The organism is Microbacterium sp. VKM Ac-2870, from assembly GCF_015350795.1.
Classification (GTDB): Bacteria; Actinomycetota; Actinomycetes; order Actinomycetales; family Microbacteriaceae; genus Microbacterium.
On the sequence record NZ_JADKSH010000001.1, the window covers coordinates 461 to 23,065 of the forward strand.

20 protein-coding genes and 1 riboswitch are annotated in these 22,605 nt (G+C 69.1%); of the genes, 11 read left to right on the forward strand and 9 right to left on the reverse strand.

Annotated features, from left to right (window positions below; all coding sequences use genetic code 11):
• Positions 1–372: 372 nt before the first annotated feature.
• The 5 genes from ITJ43_RS00005 to ITJ43_RS00025 all read left to right on the forward strand — a co-directional run bounded on the left by ITJ43_RS00005 (position 373) and on the right by ITJ43_RS00025 (position 3,401).
• Positions 373–1,071, forward strand: a complete 699-nt coding sequence (locus ITJ43_RS00005; protein ID WP_228495257.1) for a hypothetical protein — start codon at positions 373–375, stop codon at positions 1,069–1,071.
• Positions 1,071–2,108: an HAD-IIA family hydrolase gene (locus tag ITJ43_RS00010; protein WP_194581050.1), complete on the forward strand. Its 1,038-nt coding sequence runs from the start codon at positions 1,071–1,073 to the stop codon at positions 2,106–2,108. The genes ITJ43_RS00005 and ITJ43_RS00010 overlap by 1 nt, the downstream gene beginning before the upstream one ends.
• A gap of 99 nt (positions 2,109–2,207) precedes the next feature.
• On the forward strand, positions 2,208–2,417 hold the full coding sequence (locus ITJ43_RS00015; protein ID WP_194581051.1) for a hypothetical protein: 210 nt from the start codon (positions 2,208–2,210) through the stop codon (positions 2,415–2,417).
• Between the two features lie 71 nt (positions 2,418–2,488).
• Positions 2,489–3,178 carry an alpha/beta fold hydrolase gene (locus ITJ43_RS00020; protein ID WP_194581052.1) on the forward strand — a complete coding sequence of 230 codons (690 nt, stop codon included), beginning with the start codon at positions 2,489–2,491 and terminating at the stop codon, positions 3,176–3,178.
• Between the two features lie 79 nt (positions 3,179–3,257).
• Complete coding sequence (locus ITJ43_RS00025; protein WP_194581053.1) at positions 3,258–3,401, forward strand: hypothetical protein; 144 nt, start codon at positions 3,258–3,260, stop codon at positions 3,399–3,401.
• A gap of 20 nt (positions 3,402–3,421) precedes the next feature.
• Here ITJ43_RS00025 and ITJ43_RS00030 read toward each other — a convergent pair whose 3' ends face one another.
• Positions 3,422–4,900: a DHA2 family efflux MFS transporter permease subunit gene (locus tag ITJ43_RS00030; RefSeq protein ID WP_194581054.1), complete on the reverse strand. Its 1,479-nt coding sequence runs from the start codon at positions 4,898–4,900 to the stop codon at positions 3,422–3,424.
• A 112-nt stretch (positions 4,901–5,012) separates the two neighbouring features.
• On the opposite strand from ITJ43_RS00030, the gene ITJ43_RS00035 reads away from it, so the two are divergent.
• Together ITJ43_RS00035 and ITJ43_RS00040 are read left to right on the forward strand one after the other, a co-directional pair.
• Positions 5,013–5,666, forward strand: coding sequence for a DUF1345 domain-containing protein (locus ITJ43_RS00035; RefSeq protein WP_194581055.1), 654 nt, complete (start codon positions 5,013–5,015; stop codon positions 5,664–5,666).
• Between the two features lie 63 nt (positions 5,667–5,729).
• Complete coding sequence (locus tag ITJ43_RS00040; RefSeq protein ID WP_194582360.1) at positions 5,730–7,640, forward strand: ABC transporter ATP-binding protein; 1,911 nt, start codon at positions 5,730–5,732, stop codon at positions 7,638–7,640.
• A gap of 33 nt (positions 7,641–7,673) precedes the next feature.
• Here the strand turns inward: ITJ43_RS00040 and ITJ43_RS00045 are convergent, their stop codons facing one another.
• Genes ITJ43_RS00045 through ITJ43_RS00070 form a run of 6 tightly spaced genes read right to left on the reverse strand, consistent with a single transcriptional unit; the run spans position 7,674 to position 14,341 of the window.
• The gene (locus ITJ43_RS00045) at positions 7,674–8,636 is read right to left on the reverse strand and encodes a glycosyltransferase family 2 protein (protein WP_194581056.1); all 963 of its coding nucleotides are present in this window, start codon (positions 8,634–8,636) and stop codon (positions 7,674–7,676) included.
• Positions 8,633–9,799 (reverse strand): cysteine desulfurase family protein, encoded by a 1,167-nt coding sequence (locus ITJ43_RS00050; RefSeq protein ID WP_194581057.1) that lies wholly within the window; start codon positions 9,797–9,799, stop codon positions 8,633–8,635. The genes ITJ43_RS00045 and ITJ43_RS00050 overlap by 4 nt, the downstream gene beginning before the upstream one ends.
• Positions 9,800–9,805: 6 nt before the next feature.
• The gene (gene nadC / locus ITJ43_RS00055; protein WP_194581058.1) at positions 9,806–10,705 is read right to left on the reverse strand and encodes a carboxylating nicotinate-nucleotide diphosphorylase; all 900 of its coding nucleotides are present in this window, start codon (positions 10,703–10,705) and stop codon (positions 9,806–9,808) included.
• The gene (gene nadB, locus ITJ43_RS00060; protein WP_194581059.1) at positions 10,699–12,291 is read right to left on the reverse strand and encodes an L-aspartate oxidase; all 1,593 of its coding nucleotides are present in this window, start codon (positions 12,289–12,291) and stop codon (positions 10,699–10,701) included. The genes nadC and nadB overlap by 7 nt, the downstream gene beginning before the upstream one ends.
• Positions 12,288–13,607 (reverse strand): quinolinate synthase NadA, encoded by a 1,320-nt coding sequence (gene nadA / locus ITJ43_RS00065; protein ID WP_194581060.1) that lies wholly within the window; start codon positions 13,605–13,607, stop codon positions 12,288–12,290. Before nadA ends, nadB begins: the two co-directional genes overlap by 4 nt.
• Positions 13,604–14,341 (reverse strand): NUDIX hydrolase, encoded by a 738-nt coding sequence (locus ITJ43_RS00070; protein WP_194582362.1) that lies wholly within the window; start codon positions 14,339–14,341, stop codon positions 13,604–13,606. Before ITJ43_RS00070 ends, nadA begins: the two co-directional genes overlap by 4 nt.
• A gap of 128 nt (positions 14,342–14,469) precedes the next feature.
• Here ITJ43_RS00070 and ITJ43_RS00075 point away from each other — a divergent pair, with 128 nt between their 5' ends.
• The 4 genes from ITJ43_RS00075 to gcvP all read left to right on the forward strand — a co-directional run bounded on the left by ITJ43_RS00075 (position 14,470) and on the right by gcvP (position 20,395).
• Entirely contained in the window at positions 14,470–15,654 is a 1,185-nt protein-coding gene (locus ITJ43_RS00075; RefSeq protein WP_194581061.1) for a MarP family serine protease, read from the forward strand.
• A gap of 51 nt (positions 15,655–15,705) precedes the next feature.
• Positions 15,706–15,812: riboswitch (glycine riboswitch) on the forward strand.
• A 157-nt stretch (positions 15,813–15,969) separates the two neighbouring features.
• Positions 15,970–17,148 carry a glycine cleavage system aminomethyltransferase GcvT gene (locus ITJ43_RS00080; RefSeq protein ID WP_194581062.1) on the forward strand — a complete coding sequence of 393 codons (1,179 nt, stop codon included), beginning with the start codon at positions 15,970–15,972 and terminating at the stop codon, positions 17,146–17,148.
• Positions 17,145–17,528 (forward strand): glycine cleavage system protein GcvH, encoded by a 384-nt coding sequence (gcvH, locus tag ITJ43_RS00085; protein WP_194581063.1) that lies wholly within the window; start codon positions 17,145–17,147, stop codon positions 17,526–17,528. The genes ITJ43_RS00080 and gcvH overlap by 4 nt, the downstream gene beginning before the upstream one ends.
• Positions 17,529–17,584: 56 nt before the next feature.
• The gene (gcvP, locus tag ITJ43_RS00090) at positions 17,585–20,395 is read left to right on the forward strand and encodes an aminomethyl-transferring glycine dehydrogenase (protein WP_228495305.1); all 2,811 of its coding nucleotides are present in this window, start codon (positions 17,585–17,587) and stop codon (positions 20,393–20,395) included.
• A 161-nt stretch (positions 20,396–20,556) separates the two neighbouring features.
• Here the strand turns inward: gcvP and ITJ43_RS00095 are convergent, their stop codons facing one another.
• Positions 20,557–21,534 carry a hypothetical protein gene (locus ITJ43_RS00095; protein WP_194581065.1) on the reverse strand — a complete coding sequence of 326 codons (978 nt, stop codon included), beginning with the start codon at positions 21,532–21,534 and terminating at the stop codon, positions 20,557–20,559.
• A gap of 174 nt (positions 21,535–21,708) precedes the next feature.
• Complete coding sequence (locus ITJ43_RS00100) at positions 21,709–22,497, reverse strand: CPBP family intramembrane glutamic endopeptidase (protein ID WP_194581066.1); 789 nt, start codon at positions 22,495–22,497, stop codon at positions 21,709–21,711.
• Positions 22,498–22,605 lie beyond the last annotated feature (108 nt).

Below are 22,605 nucleotides of genomic sequence, written 5' to 3' on the forward strand. Positions count from 1 at the left end.
GGTGAGCGGAAGTCGTATCCGCCTCGTGATGGTGAGCGGAAGTCGTATCCGCCTCGTGATGGTGAGCGGAAGTCGTATCCGCCTCGTGATGGTGAGCGGAAGTCGTACCCGCCGCGCGATGGTGAACGTCGTTCGTACAGTTCGCGGGACGGAGATCGACGGTCCTCTTCCTCGCGCGATGGTGAACGTCGCCCGTATGCCGCGCGCGACACGCACGCGTCACGTCCGCCTCAGAGCTCCGAGCGCCGTACCGGTCCGGCTGCTCCTCCGCTGCCCGACGACGTCACGCCTCAGGATCTTCCCGCGGGCGCGCGCAACGAGCTCAAGACGCTGTCCAAGGAGAACGCCGAACAGGTTGCACGTCACCTTGCGATGGCAGCGCGCCTGATCGATGACGACGTCGAGCGCGCGCACGAACACGCTCTGGCGGCTTCGCGCAGCGCAGGTCGCATCGCTATCGTCCGTGAGACAGTCGCCATCACGGCGTATGCACTCGGTGACTTCGCATTGGCAGTGCGCGAGCTGCGCACGTATCGCCGTATCTCCGGTCGTGACGACCAGATCGCCCTGCTCGTCGACAGCGAGCGTGGCGTCGGACGCCCCGACCGGGCGCTCGAGGTCGGGCGGGCAGTCGATCGCGCAGCGCTGCCCACCGAGGTGCGGGTGCAGCTGGCGATCGCCATGTCCGGTGCTCGTCTCGACCTCGGCGAAACCGATCGGGCCCTGCAAGAACTCGACATCCCGGAGCTCGACCCCGACCGCGCCTTCAGTTGGAGCCCAGGGCTCTTCGCGGCGCGCGCGGCCGTGCTGGAGGAACTCGGGCGGATTGACGAGGCCGCCCAGTGGCAGCGTCGCGCCGACATCGCGGCGGAGGCCGTCGGAGCGGCAGACGCCGATTTCGAGGTGATCGAGATCGACGAGGTCGAGGAGGTTCCGCTCCCCGCGGACGACAACGACGCTCCCGAAGGCTCGACCGCCGACGTCGCGCTCGACGAATCCGATGCGCCGACGGGTGACCAGGTTGCCTCGGAGGACGCTGGCGACGATGTCGCAGCAGAAGACGACCACTGATGGCGCTGTTCTCCCGTCGTGCGCGCACGACGCCCCTGGACGGCGTGGATGCCGTGCTCGCCGATCTCGACGGCGTGGTCTACGCCGGCGCAGGTGCGTTGCCCTACGCGATCGAGAGCCTGAATGCCGCCGGCGCGTCGCGCCGTCTGGGTTACATCACGAACAACGCGTCGCGTCGCGACGCCACCGTGGCCGATCACCTGCGCGAGCTCGGGCTCTCCTCGACGCAGCCCGACGATGTCGTCACCAGCCCTCAGGCCGCGGTGCGACTTCTTCGTGAGCGTGTGGCCCCGGGCGCGACGATTCTCGTCGTCGGGGGAGACGGCCTCGTCTTCGAGCTCGAGAAGGCCGGGTATGTCGTCACGCGCAGCGCCGATGATGCCCCCGCTGCCGTCGTCCAGGGTTTCGCTCCGCATGTGGGATGGGAACACCTGGCAGAGGCATCCTTCGCGTTGGCGGCACCGGAGGATGCTGGCGGCATCCCATGGATCGCCACGAACACCGACTGGACGATCCCGCAGGCGCGGGGGATCGCGCCGGGTAACGGCACGCTCGTGTCCGCGGTGCACACCGCGGTGGGGCGTCTCGCCGTCGTCGCGGGCAAGCCGGAACGCGCGATCTTCGACGAAGCGGTGGCGCGTTTCGGAGCGCAACGCCCACTGTTCATCGGAGATCGACTCGATACGGATATCGCCGGCGCTCAGGCTGCGGGCCTGGACTCCGTGCTCGTTCTCACCGGCATCGACCGTCCCAAGCACGTGTTGGCCGCGCCTCCGACATCACGCCCCACCTATATCCTCGGCGACCTCCGCGAACTGCACGAGGAATATCCCGACACCGAGGTCCGCGGCGACGTCACGAGTGTGCGCGACGCTGCGGTGCGCATCGACGGACCCGACATCCACATCGTCGCGGAAGGATCGCGTCCTATCGACCTCGTTCGCGCCGGGGCGGCCGCCATCTGGGCGACCGGGCGCGCGATCTACGGCTTCCGCGTGCCGGAACGGCTCTACGCCGATCCGTTCCACCGTCCCTGATACAACGCACACCGACGGTCTCACGTCGAGATGTCAACCCCTGGGCCGACCGCGAAACCTCGACATAGCCTGATCGGACACGTCGATCGAGGAGGAACCATGTCGGGACTGAAGTTCTGGATCACCGTCGCCCTTGCGGCCGGAGCGGGCTACGTCCTCGGCGCTCGCGCTGGGCGCTCGCGCTATCGCGACATCAGCGCCGCAGCAAAGCACCTCTGGGACGACCCTTCGCTGAAGAAGGCACGCGTACAGTCCCGGAAGGTCATCGACAAGGCGGCCAAGAAGGCAGCCAAGAAGCTGGGCGCCTGATCCTGTGATGCGCGGGTGTCCCGATCCACGGGTCGTAGGGCGCCGAATCGCGACGCCTATGATGGAAGATCGTGACCGACAACCAGCGACAGATCTTCGATGCCGGCGTTCGTGATATCAGCTATCTCGACGAGGGATCCGGGCCCGCCATCGTGCTCCTCCCTGAAGCGGGGCTGGATTACGCGTACTTCGGTGCGCTCGTCAGCATTCTCGTCGAAGAGGACTTTCGTGTCGTTCGCATCGGCTCTCGTGTCGGGCCGGGCGAGGTCACTCTCAGCGAGCTCGCTCAGGATGTCGTGGACGCGCTCGACCACCTCGGTATCGACGAGGCGTGGATCGGTGGGCACGGCTTCGGAGGTGCGATCGCTCGTACGGTCGCCCTCGAACACCACGATCACGTCAACGGTGTGCTTCTGCTCGGGGTCGCTGAGGGGGAGCCCGCGGACGAGGCACTGGATGCCGAGGTGCGCGCTGTCTTCGGCGACGGTTTCTCGGCGCAGAGCGAACTCCTCCGAGCGCAGGCGGACGCGCTGACGGCGACGGCCACCGACCGGTGGCGGCCGATCGCCGACGCGACTCCGGTGCTCGTGATCCAGGCAGCCGAAGACACGGTGACGCCTGCCGCGGGCGGTGCGGCCCTTCAGGAATCCGCACCGGGACTCGTCAGTGTCAAGACCGTCGACGGTGCTGGACACTTCTTCCCGCTGACTCACCCCGGTGAAACATCCTGGTTCATCGAGGACTACCTCGACTGGGATTGATCGCCTCGGGGCAGGCAGGCCTCATCGCGTGGAGGGCGCGTCACGGCCACGGGGGTCGACAGCGTCGTATCATCGAAGGATGGCAACCTCGAACCTTCCCACGCCGCAGCTGCAGACTCCGGGGGCCGCGGCATCCCCGCAGCCCGTCACTCTGCTGCCGCTGGCCGATCGCGGCGCCGATGCCGGCTCGTGCTGCGGTGGCGGTTCCTGCAGTCTCAGCTGATCTCGCCTTCGCCCGCAGCCTCAGTGTGAGGGGGGACCAGCGACGGCGTCAGCAGGCTTGCGGATCAGGAAGGCGCTGATCAGCAGGGGTGTGCCGATGATCGCCGCCAGGAGGAACGCGGAGCGCGCCCCCGCCGCCCCGGCAGCAGCCTCCGCGGCGCCCGTTGCTGCTGCGGAGGCGGATGCCGAGGCCATCACCGAGATGAGCAGCGCGACGCCAGCGGCGCCGGCGACCTGTTGCACGGTCGACACCGTCGCGCTCCCGTAGGAGTAGAAGCGGGGCTCCAAGGAACCTAGCGACGCCGTGAACAACGGCGTGAACGAGAGGGCGAGTCCGATGGACAGCACCGTCTGCGTGACCACGAGGATCCAGACGGGAGTCGATTCGGTGAGCATCGTGAAACCCCACAGCACGGCGAGCACGATGATGGTGCCGGGCACCAGCAGGATCCGTGTGCCTCGGCGGTCGTAGACCCGCCCGATGACCGGGCCGAGCACGCCCATCGCGAGCGCCCCGGGCAGCACGACCAGACCGGACGCGCTCGCCGACAGCCCCAGCGTGTTCTGCAGGTAGAGCGGCAACGCGGTGAGCGTGCCGAAGAACGCCAGCGACATCACGGCGAAGTGGGCCACCGAGAGCGAGAAGTTGCCTGACCGAAAAATCCGCAGGTCCAGGAGCGCATCGTCCTTCTTCTGCAGCGACACCTGACGCCAGAGGAATGCGCCCAGCGCCACCACGCCGATCGTGAGGGCCACCACGAGGGTGGTCACGGCCGTGGTCTCGGCAGCAGCGTCGGTGCCGTGTCCGCCGACCTGGCTGATCCCGAAGACCAGTCCGCCGAATCCCAACGCCGACAGCAGGACTGACGGGATGTCGATCGGCGCGTGTGTCTGCTCGCCGAGGTTATGGATCCACCGGACGCCGACGACGAGGGCGACGACGGCGATCGGAAGCACGATCGCGAAGATCCAGCGCCAGGTGAGGTTGTCGAGTACGACGCCCGCCATGGTGGGGCCGATGGCGGGAGCGATGGAGATGACCAGGCTGACGCGGCCCATCATGCGTCCGCGCAGGTGCGGCGGCACGACTGTCATCAGCGTGGTCATGAGCAACGGCATCATGATCGCCGTGCCGGATGCCTGGACGACGCGACCGACGAGGAGCACTTCGAACCCCGGCGCGATCAGCGCGATCAGCGTCCCGGCAGAGAACAGTCCCATCGCGGTCGCGAACATCGCCCGCGTCGTGAAGCGTCGCAAGAGAAAACCCGTGGTCGGGATCACCACGGCCATCGTCAGCATGAAGGCGGTTGTGAGCCACTGCGCCGCGACGGCGGTGATGCCGAGGTCGCCGATCAGGTGCGGGATCGCCACGCCCATCGTCGTCTCGTTGAGGATCGCCACGAACGCGGCGGCCAGCAGCAGCCAGATCACACGGTTCTCCTTGGCACCCACCTGGGCTGACGCCTGCGAAACGGCGGTGTTGTCGGCGGCGGTCATGGGACTCCTCGAGTCTTCGGGGTAGGGCGCATGAGATGCGATGCAGCAAGCTCCTCACCCTAACCGCCGGGTCGGACATCGCATTCCCGCAGGGTGGTGAGACGATCTGAGCATGACCACCACGCGCCATCCGTCGAGGGTCGCGGTGCGCGGCCCCCTGTCCCTGGCGCTGGGCGCCGTCGTCGCCGTCGCCGTCGGGGTGGCATCCGGCGCCGCGGTCGGGCTGCTGGCCGGCTGGGCGATCGTTGCGGCGATCAACGTGGTGTGGCTGTTGTCGGTGGTGTGGCCGATGGACGCCGCTGCCACCCGATCGCACACGACCGCGGTGGACCCGGGGCGCCCGGTGGCGCGGCTGATCGCCCTCGCCGGCAGCGTCGCGAGCCTGGGGGGAGTGATCGCGGTACTCGTCGGCGGCGGGCACGGCGGCAGAACGCACGCCTTCGTCACCGCCGGCGTCGCCATCGCGGCAGTGGTCAGTTCATGGGCGTTGATCCAGGTCGACTACATGCTCCGCTATGCCCACGTCTACTACGCGCGACGGGCGGCGGGAAACACCGGCGGCATCGACTTCAATCAGGACGACGATCCGATGTACTCCGACTTCGGCTATTTCTCGGTGGGGCTCGGCATGACCTACCAGGTGTCGGACACCGACGTCTCCGCGAATGAGATCCGCCGTATCGTCGTGGCGCAGACGCTCCTCGCCTATCTGTTCGGCGCGGTGATCTTGGGGACCGTGATCAACCTCGTCGCCGGCCTCAGCTGAGCCGGCTCCGGTGGGCGGCCGGCCCCTGTGTCGCGGGGTTAGAGTGACCCGATGAGTATGGGGATGGGCGGCATGGGGCCGTCAGGTCGCGCGGCGGCCTTCCGCGGGGTCGACGAGGGAAGGCAACGCCAACTCAACGCGCAGGCTCCGGAGGTCGTCGACCTGCGCGCGCGGGTCGTCGGTCTGTTCCGTCCCTACCGTGGCCGCATCCTCCTGACCACGATCCTCGTCGTCGTGGGCGCAGCGATCGGTGTGGTGCCGCCGCTTCTCGTGCAGAGCATTTTCGATCAGGCCTTGTTCCCGACAACCGGCGGTGCCCCCGACCTTTCGCTGTTGCTCCGGCTCGTGCTCACGATGATCGGATTGTTCCTCTTCTCCGCCGTGCTCGGTGTGACGCAGACCTGGCTCACCTCGACGGTGGGAAACCGCGTGACGGGCGACCTGCGCGTGCGCCTGTTCGATCACCTCCAGGCGATGGAGCTGGGATTCTTCACCCGCACCAAGACCGGCGTCATCCAATCACGACTGCAGAACGACGTCGGCGGCGTCTCAGACGTGCTGACCAACACGATCACCAGCATCCTGGGCAACACCGTGACGGTGATCTCGGCTCTCGTCGCCATGGTTCTCATCGACTGGCGGTTGACGATCATCGCCGTCATCTTGATGCCCGCGCTCGTGCTCGTCCAACGCCGGGTCGGGCAGGTGCGCGCGCGCATCGCCGGCCAGACGCAGGAGTCGCTGAGCGAGCTCACCAGCATCACGCAGGAGACGCTGTCGGTGAGCGGCATCCTGCTGTCGAAGTCGTTCAACCGCCAGCGCGCGGAGTCGGAGCGCTACCGCGTCGAGAACACCAATCAGGTGCGCTTGCAGGTGCGGCGGGCGATGAGCGGTCAGGGCTTCTTCGGTGTCGTCCAGGTCATCATGGCGTCGGTGCCCGCCGTCATCTATCTCGTCGCCGGGTACCTGATCGTCGGCGGGACCGGCGTGATCACCGCGGGCACCGTGGTCGCCTTCACCACCGTTCAGGCGCGCCTCCTGCAGCCGCTGATGGGTCTCATGCGTGTCGCTCTCGATCTGCAGACGTCGCGGGCCCTGTTCGCCCGCATCTTCGAGTATCTCGACCTGACGCCGGCGATCGTCGATGCCCCCGACGCGATCGAGGTGTCTGCCGCGCCCGGACCGCTGGGACGTGTCGAGTTCCGGGAGGTGGTCTTCCGCTACCCGGATGCCGCGCCGACTTCTCGTCCGACGCTCGACGGCGTTTCGTTCGTCGCGGAGCCCGGGCAGCACATCGCCTTCGTCGGTCCGTCCGGCGCGGGAAAGACGACCGTGGTCTATCTCGCACCGCGCCTGTATGAGGCATCGGAGGGGGAGGTCCTGTTCAGCGGGGCCGATGTGCGGACGCTGACGCAGGAATCGATCGTGCAGAACATCGGCATCGTCTCGCAGGAGACGTATCTGTTCCACGCCTCGATCGCCGACAACCTCCGCTATGCCAAGCCCGACGCCACCGACGCCGAGCTCCTCGCGGCGTGCCGGGCCGCGAACATCCATGGCGCGATCATGCGCTTCGAGCGCGGATACGACACCATCGTCGGTGAACGAGGATACCGCCTCTCCGGCGGGGAGAAACAGCGCATCGCCATCGCTCGTGTGCTGTTGAAGGACCCGCCGGTGCTGCTGCTGGACGAGGCGACGTCGGCACTGGACACGGTGTCCGAGCGCGTCGTGCAGGAGGCGCTGGACAACGTCGCCCGCGGCCGCACGACGATCTCGATCGCCCATCGCCTGTCGACGGTCGTGACCGCCGACACGATCCACGTCGTCGACGCCGGACGCATCGTCGAATCGGGCACGCACACCGAGCTGCTGGCGCAGGGCGGACTCTACGCGGAGTTGGCGGTCGAGCAGATCGCCGCAGCGACGATCATGGGCATGGAGACTCCCGCGCGGCCTATCGAGGGCAGCTGAGGTCGATACGCTCAGCCGTGGCCGTCGTGAAGGTCACCAGAGTTCTGCGGCGCTGCGCAGGTCCGCCGCCCGCGGGTTGAGCGCGATCGCGTCGGCGAGCGCCCGGTCGTGGAGGTACCTCACGAAATCGCCCATCGCGCGGCGGTACGCGTCGTCGGGGTGGGACTGCGCGATGCGCACGAGCGGGGGCACATCCATCTCCAGGATCAGACGGATGCGAGCGCCGGCCGCGGCGCGCTGGCCGGCGGCATCCAGAACGGCGATGCCACCGCGGAGCGCCTCGAGGTAGTCGACCAGCACGGGCAGCAGGTCTTTGTTCTGCGTGATCGATGTGCCGTCTGCACGCTCTCGCCAGTGCACCACGACGTCGGGGATGACATCGACGGCGCGCGCCGCGGTGTAGAGCCGTTGCGCGACGATCTGGTCCTCGTAGAGCTTGCCCTCGGGAAAGCGCAGTCCGCTCCGCCGCCACAGCTCGACCCTGCTGAGTTTCGACCAGGCGACGATATTGCCCGACAGCTCGGGGTGGGCGGCGAGAGAAGTGCGGAGCCTCTCCGGCGACGTCGCTGCAGTCACCCAGGGCTGCACGGGTCCCGGGTGGTACTCGCCGTGTTCGTCCGCCCGCAGGCGCACGTACGCGCCGACGACCATGTCGCTGCCGGTGCGGTTCAGCGTTTCGACGAAGCGTTCCAGCGCCCGCGGGGTGAGGATATCGTCGGCGTCGAGGAACGCGACGAACGGGGTGTCGACGAGATCGAGGCCAGCATTTCGCGCCGCGGCGAGCCCGCGCGGGCTCGCGTGAGTGACCACGTGGAACCGGGCGTCGGCGGCTGCTGCGGCGGCGAACACGTCGCCGGTGCCATCGATCGATCCGTCGTCGATGAGGATGGCTCGCCAGTCGGTGAAACTCTGCGCGCGCAGCGACGTCAGCGCCTCTGCGGCGTACGCAGCGACGTCTCGGCCAGGGACGATGACGGTGACGACGGGGGTACTCACGCGCCCGATCGTACCGCCGCCACCGATGAGGCGACCGCGTCGGCCACGGCGTCGAGTTGCGTCCTCGCGTGCGAGGCGTCGTCGCGTGCGCGGTCATGCCCGAAGCTGAACCGCACGGCCGTCTGCGCGAGCGCGGCGGGCACGCCGAGAGCGAGGAGTACGTGCGAGGGCTCGTCGCTGCCCGCCGCGCAGGCAGATCCGCTGGACGACACGATGCCTCGGCGTTCGAGCTCGAGTAGCACTGCTTCTCCGCTCGTGCCGGCGAAGGTGAAACTCGCCGTGCCCGGCAGCCGGTGCACAGGGTGTCCGGTCAGTCGGGCCGTCGGCACATGGTGGAGGACGCGGTCGATGAAGCGGTCTCGCAGCGCCGTGACGCGGGCAGCGGCGGCGACGCGCTCGGCCTCAGCGAGCTCGAGGGCGGCCGCGAGGGCCACGGCGCCGGCGAGGTTCTCGGTACCGCTGCGCCGATCGCGCTCCTGGCCGCCGCCATGCAGGAGAGGCTCGAGCGGCAGGCGGTTGCGCACGGCGAGCAGGCCGATGCCGGACGGGGCACCGATCTTGTGTCCGGCGATCGAGAGCGCGTCGGCACCGGTGCCTGCCAGCGGCAGCCAGCCCGCGGCCTGGACAGCATCCACGTGCAGAGGCACTCCGGCGGCACGGGTCGCCTCGGCGAGCGCGGCGACATCCTGAATGGTCCCGATCTCGTTGTTGGCATAGCCGATGGAGACGAGGGCGGTAGCCGGGCGGACAGCCGCGGCGAGGTCAGCGGGGTCTATCCGGCCGGTGGTGTCCACCGGAAGTTCGGTGATAGCGGCTCCGTGCACGCGCCGCAGGTAGTCGCACGAGGCGAGGATCGCTTCGTGCTCGATGGGCGTCGTCACAATGTGGGGCGGTGCGCCGCGACGCAGCGCGGCGCCGAGGGCGAGCCCCTTGACCGCGAGGTTGTCGGCTTCCGTGCCGCCGGATGTGAAGACGATGTCGGCCGGGCGCATGCCCACGACCGCAGCGACCCGCTGGCGGGCGTCGGCGAGGGCGGATGCCGCGGCCTCGCCGACGGTGTGGTGGCTCGACGGGTTGCCGAAACGATCACGAAGGTACGGCAGCATCGCCTCGAGCACCTCCGGGCGGACCGGGGCCGTTGCGGCATGGTCGAGGTAGAGCATCGCCGTTCAGTCCGCGATCGGTCGGCCGGTCGTGGCTGCCGCGTCGAGACGGACGTCCAGGCCGAGGTCGAGTGCACGTGCGGAGTGGGTGAGCGCGCCGACGGAGATGACATCGACACCGGTCGCGGCGATCTCGGCGACGGTGTCGAGCGTCACGCCTCCCGACGCCTCGACGGTCACCCGGTGCGAGATCAGGGCGACGCCGGAACGCAGGTCGTCGATCGAGAAATTGTCGAGCATGATCGTGCCGATCCGCACCGTTGCGTCGCCGGCCGCCAGCACGGGCTCGATCTGATCGAGGCGATCGACCTCGACCTCCACGTGCGCCGTGTGGGGGAGAGCGCTCAGCGCGTCGCGCAGCGCCGACGTGACGTCGCCGCCACCGGCCGTCAGCACGGCGAGATGGTTGTCCTTCGCCATCACCGCGTCGGAGAGGGAGTAGCGATGGTTGTGCCCGCCGCCGCTGCGTACCGCGTGACGCTCGAGGGCGCGCAGTCCCGGCGTCGTCTTGCGGGTGTCGGCGATGCGGGCGCCGGTACCCGCGACCGCGGTGACGTAGCGGGCGGTGAGGGTCGCGATGCCGCACATGCGCTGCACCAGGTTGAGCGCCACGCGTTCTGCGGTGAGCACTCCGCGCGCCGGACCGCTCACCGTGGCCAGCACCTGTCCGGCGGCGAACGGTGCGCTGTCGGCGACGGCGAGAGCCACCGTGATTGTGGGATCGGTGCGGGTGAACGCGGCGGCGAACACATCACCGCCGCTGAAGACCCCGGCCTCCCGCGCCACGAGATCGGCGGTGGCGACGGCATCCGCCGGGATGAGGTACGCACTCGTCAGATCTCCCCACGGCGCGTCCTCGTCGAGAGCCGCCTCGACCACGCGGTCGATGTGACGGGCGGTCAGCACGTCGCCTCCTGCAGGGTGCGGGCTGCCGTCGCGGCAGCCTCATCTCGCCGCGTGTGGGCGCCGATCGACGCGGTGCGGGCGATCGCTGCATCCACGAGGGCCTGCGCGACGAGAAGGAGGTTCTCGTCCTCGAGTCTGGCCTCATCCGCAGCGTGACGAGGCGCCCGGCGCCAGGCCGCCAGCACACCGGCCGCATGCGCGAGTCCGCTCGCGTCACGCACCAGCCCGGCATCGTCCCACATCAGGCGCTGCAGCGCGCCTCGCGAGAACGGCTCTTCTGCGCGGGGGGCGACCGTCACCGGGGCCGGCTCGGGCTCTGTCGTGGGCGAGAACACCGATTGCGGCGGCCAGGCGCCGGACACCGCGTCGGTGGCGATCGCGTCGCCGGCCCGCGCACCGAAGACAGCTCCTTCGAGCAGAGAATTGGAAGCGAGCCGGTTGGCCCCATGCACACCGGTGCGGGCGACCTCGCCGACGGCGTAGAGGCCGCGGATGCTGGTGCGACCCGCGAGGTCGGTAGCGACACCACCCATCAGGTAGTGCGCCGCCGGTGTCACCGGAAGGGGCTCCTGCGACCAGTCCAGTCCGCGCTCGCGCACCGCCGCGTCGATCGTGGGGAAGCGCCGGGCGAGGAAGGCCGCCGTCTGCTTGCGAGCGGGACCCGAACCGGTCTGGCCGAGCCCGGTCGCATCCAGGAGCACGGGCCGTCCCTCCTGCTCTTCCATCACCGCGGCGATCGTGCGCGCGACCACATCGCGGGGGGCGAGCTCGGCGTCGACATGGGCGTCGAGCATGAAGCGGCGACCCTGCTCGTCGCGCAACACGCCGCCTTCGCCGCGGACGGCCTCGGAGATGAGAAACGCGTCACCGGAACCGGTGAGCACCGTGGGGTGGAACTGGAAGAACTCGAGATCTCGCACCACGGCTCCGGCGCGAAGGGCGGCGGCGATACCGTCGCCGGTCGCGACCGGAGGATTCGTGGTGTGGGCATACAGCTGGCCGGCGCCGCCGGTGGCGAGCACGACCGCGTCGGCCACGATGACTTCGCGACGGCTGTCGTCGACGAGCAAGGAGACTCCGCGCACCGATCCATCGTCGGCGAGCACGAGGTCGACGAGGAACGCGTGCTCGATCACGTCGACTCCGCTCGCCCGCAGCCGCGCTACCAGCGCCTTCTCGATGACGCTGCCCGTCGCGTCACCTCCGGCGTGCAGAACGCGCGGATATGAATGTGCCGCTTCGAGGCCCTTCACGAGTTCGCCGTCGACGCCGCGATCGAACGCGACGCCGAGGGCGATCAGCTCGCGAATGCGGTCGGGACCTTCGGTGACGAGCACGCGCACAGCCTCGGGGTCGCTGAGCCCGGCACCGGCGATCAGCGTGTCGTGCTCGTGCGCGGCGGCGCTGTCGTCATCGAACATCACTCCCGCGATGCCGCCCTGGGCATAGCGCGTGTTCGCATGTTCGAGGACGTCTTTGGTGACGAGGGTCACCCGGCAATCGGACGCCGAGGCGTGCAGCGCCGCGGTCAGACCGGCGATGCCGGAGCCGACGACGATCACACGCGGTGCGGTTGTGGCGGTCACGGCTTGGCCGCCAGCATCCGCTCGAGGGCCAGACGTGCCGGCTCGGCGACATCGCCCGGCACCGTGATCCGGTTGAGGACAACGCCCGCCACAAGGCTCTCCAGTACCCACGCGAGATATCCCGGGTGGATGCGGTACATCGTCGAGCACGGGCAGACGACAGGGTCGAGGCAGAAGATCTCGTGTTGAGGGAACTGCGCCGCGAGGCGTTGCACGAGATTGATCTCGGTACCGATGGCGAAGGTGGTCGGCTCAGTGGTGGCGGCGATCGCCTTGCGGATGTAGTCGGTGGAGCCCGCCTCGTCGGCGGCGTCGACGACGGCCATCGGGCACTCCGGATGCACGATCACACGGACGCCCGGGTGGGTGTTGCGCGCCGCGGCGATCTGGTCGACGGTGAAGCGACGGTGCACCGAGCAGAACCCGTGCCAGAGGATGACGCGCGCGTCTTCGAGCTGGGTGTCCGTCGAGCCGCCGAGCGGCTTGCGCGGGTTCCACATGGGCATCTGCTCGAGCGGAACGCCCATGGCCTTGGCCGTGTTGCGGCCGAGGTGCTGGTCGGGGAAGAACAACACGCGGCGTCCGCGCTCGAATGCCCACTCCAGCACGGTGCGCGCGTTCGAGGAGGTACAGACGATGCCGCCGTGCCGGCCGACGAAGCCCTTGATGGCAGCCGACGAGTTCATGTAGGTGACGGGGATCACCGGCACCCGTCCGTCGTCGTCGGGTGCGGTGAGATCGCCGTACAGCTCTTCGAGCTGCTCCCAGCACTCCTCTACCTCGTCGATCGAAGCCATATCCGCCATCGAACATCCCGCGGCGAGGTTTGGGAGGATCACGGCTTGCTCGGGACGTGAGAGCAAATCGGCGGTCTCGGCCATGAAGTGCACACCGCAGAAGACGATGGCCTCGGCATCCGGGTGTTCGAGTGCCGCGTTCGCCAGCTGAAAGGAGTCGCCCACGTAGTCGGCGTGCGTGACGACCTCTTCGCGCTGGTAGAAGTGTCCGAGGATGACCACCCGGTCACCGAGCGTGGCCTTGGCCGCGCGGATACGCGCATGCAGCTCATTCTCGGTGGCGGCGCGATACACGGCGGGCAGTTCGCCCTGGCGGGGTGCGCCGGTGGGGATCACGTCGCCCATCGACGACCCGGGGCCATAGCCGGGCCGGCCGTCGAAGTCCCACGGACCCGCGGCGAGGTCGGTGTTGCACGTCTCCGCGGTGGAAGCGCCCGAGACGATGGCCTGGATGCCGTGGTCGACGCTCGGGTCGACCACGTCCGGCCGGGGTTGCAGGGTGAGAACAGTGGCGCTCATGTCGTGACCTTTTCGGGAAGGACCGGTGGTGCGGTTGCGGGTGTGATGTCGGATCGGAGCGGGCCGCGTTCAGCGAGCTCCACGTCGTGGTTGTAGCGGTAGAGCCGCGCCGGGCGGTGGCTGCCCGTGCGGAACTGCTCGGTGGGGATGAGGGTGCCCGAGTTCTCCACCTGGCGGCGGAAGTTGGCCGGGTCGAGGTCGCGTTCGAGGATCGCCTCGTAGACCTCGCGCAGATCCGACAGGCTGAACAGGTCGGGCAGAAGACCGTGGGCAATGCGGCTGTAGCCGACTTTGTTGCGCAGACGCCAGAGGGCGTAGTCGACGATGTGGTTGTGGTCGAAGGCGAGCGTCGGCAGATCGGAGGCGTCGAACCACGCGACATTATGGGCGTCGATCGGCAGCTGGGCGCCCTCGCGCAGCAACGCCCAGTACACGATCGAGACGACCCGACCGGGGGAGCGTCCGATATCACCGAAGGCGTAGAGCTGCTCGAGGTAGCTCGGGGCGAGTCCCGTGGTCTCGGCGAGGGTGCGCGATGCCGCGACGTCGAGTTCTTCGGCGCCGTCGAGCCAGCCACCCGGGAGAGCCCATCGTCCTTCGTGAGGATCTCGCGTGCGGCGTACCAGCGGGAGGACGACGGCAAGGCGTCCCGTGGTCGGGTCTCGGCGCAGGCTGAAGATCACCGTCGATACGGCGACGCGGATGCCGTCCGATGGGGGATCTGTTCTTGTCATCATGACCATAACCTCGGCTCGATCTTAGAGTCGTCACGACACGAAGGTCAAATGGGCGCAGGCGTGAATTAAGGCTGCGTGCAGCCGCCGTGAAGCGTGGCCCGCTACGGTGTCGGCGGAGGTCACCCGTGCTCATCGTGGACATCATCGCTGTCGTTGCGCTGCTCATCGCTTTCGCGTCGGGAATCGCGCGCGGTTTCTTCGCGAGCCTCGGCAGCGTCATCGGCATGGTGGTCGGAGCGGCGGCCGCGCTCTGGTTGCTGCCCCTGGCGACACCGTGGTTCGCGACGATCGTGCCGGACGGCGGCTGGCGCACGGTCGCGCTCGCCGCCGCCGTGCTCGCACTGGTGGCGATCGGCACAGCCGGCGGCGCCGCGGTGGGCGGCGCGGTGCGTCGGGGCGTGGATCGCAGCCGGCTGCGCGGACTCGAGCGTGCCCTCGGCGGCGTCCTCACCACGGTGGCCACGGCACTGGCGTTGCTGCTGGTGTCGTCGGGTATCGCCACCGCTGGCATCCCCTATGTCTCGTCGGCCGTGGCATCGTCCCGCGTCATCGGCGTGCTCGATGCGCTGACGCCCCCGCAGCTGGACGAAGCGCTCGCCGCCGCCCGCGGCGCTTTGCTCTCCGACGGCCTGCCGCGTCTGGAAGCGGCGATCGGCGCGGTGGTGACTCCCACCGCGCCGCCCATCACGCTGGATGATCCGGAGCTCCAGGCCGCCGCCGCCTCGGTCGCACGGGTGAGCGGCACCGCCTACGCGTGCGGGGTGTCGATGACGGGTTCAGGGTTCGTTGCGGCGAGCGGGCTCGTCGTCACCAACGCCCATGTCGTGGCCGGCGTCGACACCCCCATCGTGGAGCTGCCCGGTGGCCGAGCCACCGAGGGGCGCATCGTGCTCTTCGACCCCGTGGACGACTTCGCGATCATCTCGATCGCCGGGCTCGACGCGGCGCCCCTCACGATCGCCGCTCCCGCAGCGGCCGGAACGCAGGCCGCGGTGCAGGGGTACCCGCACGGCGGTCCGTTCACGAGCATCTCCGCCGGGGTCCTGTCGGTCGCCTCCGTGCCGGTTCCCGACATCTACGACACCTCGGCGTCGCCGCGGGAGATCTATGCACTGGATGCCGATGTGCAACCCGGAAACTCGGGCGGACCCCTCTTGAGCGGTGACGGCGATGTCATCGGCGTTGTCTTCGCCCGTGGGGCCGACGGCGAGGGCCGTGGGTATGCCACGACAACGTCGGTGCTCCGACCGGATCTCGCCTCCGTCACGGCCGACTCGCCGACCGTCGCATCCGGGCGCTGTACGCGCTGAGCGCGTGCACGGTCACGCGCTATGCTGACAGGGCAATTGAAGACAGGCCGCATGACGTGTGCGGGAGAGCCTCGGCATCCACCGTTTCGGAGGACGTCGGGCACCGAAGGAGCAAGCCTCCCCGCCAATCTCTCAGGTCCGCGTACCGCTCGCGTCCGGCCGCTCTGAAAAGCGATTCCCACAGTGCGGGGAATCCGCCGACGGTGAAAGCCGGTGCCGCTGATGCGGGACCGGTGAAACTCTCAGGCCCATGACAGAGGGGGAGTTCACGGATACCGGTCCCGGTGTCCGTCCACCCGATCTCGGGGAGAACTCATGCCAGACCTTCGCACCACCGCCCTCGCCGATCGCCATGCCGCGCTCGGTGCTTCGTTCACCGACTTCGGTGGCTGGAACATGCCGGTGCGGTATACCTCCGACTTGGCCGAACATCACGCCGTGCGACGGGCGGCGGGCCTGTTCGACATCTCGCACATGGCGGAGTTCCTCGTGACCGGTTCGGGCGCCGCCGCCTTCCTCGACTATGCGCTCGCCGGGCGGATCTCGACCATGAAGATCGGCAAGGCGAAGTACTCGCTGTTGCTCGACGAGAACGGCGGCGTGATCGACGACGTCATCGTGTACCGGACCGGGGACGACGACTTCCTTGTCATCTCCAACGCCGGCAACCGCGCACGGGTGGCCGACGCGTTCGCGGCGCGGGTCGACCGGGCGGCGGAGATCGTACGTGCTGCCCGCGAGCCGGCCGCGGACGGCAGCTTCGCGTTCGTGGTTGGCGCGGAGAAGGCGCGCGTCGAGGACATCTCCGACCAGACGTCGCTGATCGCGGTGCAGGGCCCGCGCGCACGAGAGATCGTGGAAGCTACCGTGGGCATTGCTGACGTCGCTCCGGCGCTGGCCGACCTGGGGTACTACGCGTGGTCGCAGGGGACCTTCGAGGACGGGCAGCTGTTCGTCGCGCGGACCGGCTACACGGGCGAAGACGGCTTCGAACTGATGGTGTCCAATGCGCTCGCGCCGGCATTGTGGGACGCGCTGCTCGAGGCGGGGGAGCCGCTCGGGCTCGTCCCCGCGGGCCTCGCCGCGCGCGACACGCTGCGTCTCGAAGCCGGCATGCCGCTGCACGGACACGAGCTGTCCACCGAGATCCTTCCCGCACAAGCAGGGCTCGGCCGCGTCGTCGCGGGCGACAAGGACCAGTTCGTCGGGCGGGAAGCGCTCGCCGCGGCATCCGTGAGTCTGCCCGTGCTGGTCGGAATCGTCGCCGAGGGTCGCCGTGCCGGCCGCGCCGGGTACGCCGTGCTGGATGCTGCGGGCGAGCCCGTGGGGGAGATCACCAGCGGGGCGCTGAGCCCCACCCTCGGCTATCCCATCGCGATGGCCTTCGTCCCGCCGACGCTCGCCGAGACCGATACCCCTCTTTTCATCGATGTGCGGGGAACCCGCATTCCCGCGACCGTGACCGCCCTGCCTTTCTATCGGAGGACCGCATGACCGACCTGACCAGCCTCAAGTACACCGAAGAGCACGAGTGGGTCGCCCTCGAGGGCGACATCGCCACGGTCGGGGTGACCGACTATGCCGCCGAGAAGCTGGGTGACGTCGTCTTCGTCGACCTCCCCGCGGTGGGGTCCACCGTGACGGCGAACACCGTGTGCGGTGAGATCGAGTCGACGAAGTCGGTCGGAGAGCTCTATGCGCCCCTGTCCGGTGAGGTCATCGAGATCAACTCCGCCGTCGTCGACGACCCCTCGATCGTCAACAGCGGCGCATTCGACGCAGGCTGGCTCGTGAAGATCCGGGTCGACCCCGCCGAGGTCGACGCTCTGCTCGACCGGGCCGCCTATGTCGCGCTCACGGGCGGCGAGGAGTGAACACCGCGCCCTTCCGCGATCGGCACATCGGCACCGACGCCGCCGCCCAGGCGGAGATGCTCCGCGCCCTCGGCTACGACAGCGTGGATGCGCTCGTCGAACGAGCGGTCCCGGCGTCCATCCACGCCACCCCCGTCGAAGACAGCGCCATTCCGCTCGCGGCAACCGAGGCGCAGGCGCTCGCGGGGCTGCGCGAGCTCGCGTCGCAGAACCGGCCGGCAAGGTCGATGATCGGCCTGGGCTACTACGACACGCTGACCCCGTCGGTGATCGCGCGCAACGTCTTCGAGAACCCGTCCTGGTACACCGCGTACACGCCCTACCAGCCGGAGATCTCGCAGGGCCGACTCGAAGCCCTCATCAACTTCCAGACGATGGTCACCGATCTGACGGGCCTGGCGACCGCCAACGCATCGATGCTGGACGAGTCGACCGCCGTCGTGGAGGGCATGCTGGTCGCCCGCCGCGCGTCGAGGTCGAAGAGCACCGTCTTCCTGGTCGACGCCGACGCGCTCCCGCAGACGAAGGCGCTGCTCGCGCACCGCGCGGCCGCGCTCGGCATCGAGGTGCAGGAGACCTCCTACGGCGAGAGCCCCGTGCCCGCCGACCTCGACGTCTTCGGGGCGTTCGTCCAGTACCCCGGGGCGACGGGACGCATCTGGGATCCCAGCGACGTCATCGCGGCGGTGCAGGCGCAGGGCGGTCTCGTCGTCGTCGCGGCCGACCTGCTCGCGCTCACCCTGCTGCGATCGCCGGGTTCGCTCGGCGCGGACATCGCGGTCGGCACCACGCAGCGTTTCGGCGTGCCGATGGGCTTCGGCGGTCCGCACGCCGGCTACATGGCGGTCCGTTCCGGCCTCGAGCGGCAGCTGCCCGGGCGCCTCGTGGGCGTCTCGGTGGATGCCGCGGGCCGCCCCGCCTACCGGCTGTCGCTGCAGACCCGTGAGCAGCACATCCGCCGCGAGAAGGCGACCTCGAACATCTGCACCGCGCAGGTTCTCCTGGCCGTGATGGCCTCGATGTACGCCGTCTACCACGGCCCCGACGGACTGCGTCGCATCGCCGCCGAGGTCGCCGCGACCGCGGCTCTGCTTCGCGACTGGCTCGTCGACGCGGGAAACGAGGTGCTCCACGAGAGCTTCTTCGACACCGTGGTCGTCAAGGTCCCCGGGCGCGCGGACGCCGTCGTCGACGCGGCGCGCGAGCGCGGCTTCCAGCTGTGGTTCCGCGACACCGATTCGGTCGGCATCTCGGTCGACGAGACCACGACGCCCGCGGACATCCACGCCCTCGTGCAGGTCTTCGGTGGACCCGAGCAGCGCGCGTTCGGATTCGTCAGCGGGCCGCTGCCCGCGTCGGTGCCGTCTTCGCTGTGGCGGGTCGACGAGTTCCTGACGCACCCCGTGTTCCATGCGCACCACTCCGAGACGGCGATGATGCGCTACCTCAAGCAGCTCGCCGACCGCGACTACGCGCTCGATCGCGGGATGATCCCGCTGGGCTCGTGCACGATGAAGCTCAACGCCGCCACCGAGATGGCGGCGGTGTCGTGGCCCGAGTTCGCGCGCGTGCACCCGTTCGCGCCGGCCGACGACGTCGCGGGCTACCTCGTACTCATCGAGCAGCTCGAGTCGTGGCTGGCCGAGATCACCGGGTACGACGCGGTCTCCCTCCAGCCGAACGCCGGTTCGCAGGGGGAGCTGGCGGGCCTGCTGGCGATCCGCGGCTACCACCACTCCCGGGGCGACGTGCAGCGCGACGTGTGTCTCATCCCGTCGTCGGCCCACGGCACCAACGCGGCATCCGCCGTGCTCGCCGGGATGCGGGTCGTCGTCGTCGCCTGCGACGAGGCCGGCAACGTCGACCTCGCCGACCTCCGAGCGAAGATCGCGACGCACGCCGACGCCCTGGCGGCACTCATGATCACCTACCCGTCGACCCACGGCGTCTACGAGCAGGACGTCGTGGACATCACCGGCGCGGTGCACGAGGCCGGAGGACAGGTGTACGTCGACGGCGCGAACATGAACGCGCTCGTCGGCTTCGCCCGCTTCGGCGACCTCGGCGGCGACGTGTCGCACCTGAATCTGCACAAGACGTTCGCGATCCCGCACGGCGGCGGCGGGCCCGGTGTCGGCCCGGTCGCGGCGAAGGCGCACCTCGCACCGTTCCTGCCGTCGCACCCGCTGGCCCAGCGGGCCGAGCACGCCGGAGGGTTTGTCTTCGACGGGGGTCCGATCTCGGCCGCGCCGTACGGTTCGGCATCCATCCTGCCGATCTCGTGGGCGTACATCCGCATGATGGGGGCGCCCGGCCTGCGCGACGCGACAGGTGCCGCGGTGCTCGCCGCGAACTACATCGCCGTGCGTCTGCGCGATCACTATCCCGTGCTGTACGCGGGCGAGGACGGGCTCGTCGCTCACGAGTGCATCCTCGATCTGCGGCCGCTCAAGGAAGCGACCGGCGTCACCGTCGATGATGTCGCCAAGCGTCTCATCGACTACGGTTTCCATGCGCCGACGATGTCGTTCCCGGTGGCGGGGACGCTCATGGTCGAGCCCACCGAGTCGGAGGATCTTGGCGAGATCGAGCGGTTCATCGAAGCCATGATCGCGATCAAGGCCGAGGCGGATGCCGTGGCATCCGGCGTCTGGCCCGCCGACGACAATCCTCTCGCGAACGCGCCGCACACCGCGGAGTCGGTCATCGCGGGGGACTGGGAGCACCCGTACTCGCGCGAGCTCGCGGTCTATCCGGTGCACAGCCTGGTGCGCACGAAGTACTGGCCACCGGTGCGGCGCATCGACAACGCCTACGGCGACCGCAACCTCGTATGCGCCTGCCCGCCCCCGGAGGCCTTCGCCTGACGCGCTGTCCCTTCCCTAACGCTCTGCCTCTTCGCCGAGACACGGCCTGACGCCCGAGACGGCTCTACGTTTCGGCCGCCAGGTCGTGTTTCGGCGGTGGCGGCGCGCGCCCCGGGTCGGGTGAGGCGCGGCAGGGGGCGAGCGGCTGCGCAGGGGGTGTCTCAGCGGCTGCGCGGATTGTGGCGCAGCGTCTGCAGCTGAGCGTGTTGGCGCGTTCGCAGGCGCGGCACGCCCGACGCTTCCAGATTCCGGTCGAGCGGATGCACCTGCATCACATCTGCCCATTCCCAGCGCGCGACGGTCAGTCCGTGGCGGCGTAGTCGGTCTTCGCGCCGCTTCTCGGCGACGAGCGCATCGCGGGCAGATGCGGAGGTGTCGAGCCCGTACTTTCCCCACCCATCGGATTCACCCACGACGCGCACGCCCGGCCAACAGAAGTCGACGCGGTCGATCCGTCCTTCGAAGCGGAACTCGCGTTGAAGCTCCGGGTCGGCAAACCCGAGCCAGGAGATCACGGCGCGGCTGACCGACTCACCCGTCGACTCTGCGGCGGGGTCTGCGGCAGTTATGGCCCACCGCAGGCGTCGGATGCCGCGCGGGTCGACGGTCCGCTCGCGCACGGCGTCGAGCTCGGCCAGCGTGGTGAGCTGCCCCGACCGCGCCGATATGGCGGCGTCGACTACAGCGAGTCCGAACGCCGGAGGCAGGAACCGGGCGAGCGCGCACGTCGTCTCGGCGGGCGACACGACGTGCACCGCGCCGAGACAGTCGATCGTGGGCGGCACGAGGCTGGTGTGGTGCAGGATGTCGCCGACGCGGTGCGTGCGCTCGGACTGCGTGTCGAAGAGGTGAACATCCTTGGGTTCACCGAAGATCGGCAGCCCGAGAAGCGCCGCCGCCGATTCGAGACAGAAGATCGCGTCCGGTGACCGCAGTGCGACAGCGTGCACGCGAGCGAGATATCGCTCCCACGGACGAAGTCGCTCCCAGTCCTCGGATGCGGCGTATACGCCGTGGCGGACCCGACGCAGCGTGGCATCGCGGCGGGGGCGCGACGCGAGGCCATCGTCATCAGCGAGGGTCAACGCGACGGGCGAGCCGAGGGGATGCCGGATGGCGGGTGTCAGCAGGCTGGTCACCTCTCAACGATCGCCTCGCAGCGGCATCCGCCGCGTTCATCACGTCGCACCTGTGGGCGAATCGCCCGGTTCGCCCGCTGGGGAGGAGTCGACGCCGCGCTGAGACACGACCTGGCGCCCGAAACGCGCGTGTGTCTCGGGCGCCAGGTCGTGTTTCGGCGGTGGGATGTCGGGTCAGGCGAAGACCCCGGGCCACCAGGCGGCGGCGAGGGGGTAGCCGATGAAAGCGATCACGTCGATGGCGGTGTGCGCGACGACGAGGGGCATCACTCGTCCCCACCGGTGGTAGACCCAGCCGAACACGATTCCCATCGCGATGTTGCCCGCGATGGGCCCCCAGCCCTGGTAGGCGTGGTACGCGCCGCGCAGCGCGGCGGTCGACAGGATGATCGTCCACGTACCCCAGCCGAGCCGGCGAAGCCGATCGAACAGGTAGCCGATGAAGATCACTTCCTCGGTGAGCCCCGCCCGTACCGCCGCGAGCAGCAGCAGCGGGATCGTCCACCAGGATCCATCGAGGGGGGCGGCGTCAACCTGCACCGTGATGCCGAGGGCTCGACCCACGACATACAGCCCCAGACCCGGGATTCCGATGACGGCGACGAGCAGCAGGCCCGAACCCAGGTCGCGCCCGAACACCCGGAAGTCCAGACCGATCCGCCGGAAGGCGGAGCGGCCCGGCTCCCAGAGCAGGTAGATCGCGAGGACGATGGGCGCGAAGGCGAAGAATTGGCTCAGGAACTGGTCGAGCACGTCCCAGAACTGAGCGGCGTTGGCGCCCGGGTTCAGCGACGTGGACTGGTCGCCGAGCGACTGCTCACGGGTCAGTGCCTGCACGAGCGAGAGCACGGAGTACACGGCCGACCGTCCCACCGACAGAGCGAGCACAATGCCGACCTCCCACCAGAGTCGGGTGTGCATCCTCCTCATTCTTGGCAGTTCGTCGGTCAGAGAATCGCTCATCTTGTCAGATTGCCATATGTGCTATGAACTGAGTTAAGGGTCTGTAACGTTTTCCCTAACGGTTTTGATCAACGCTGATCAGAACTTATGGTTTCGGTATCCGCGCCA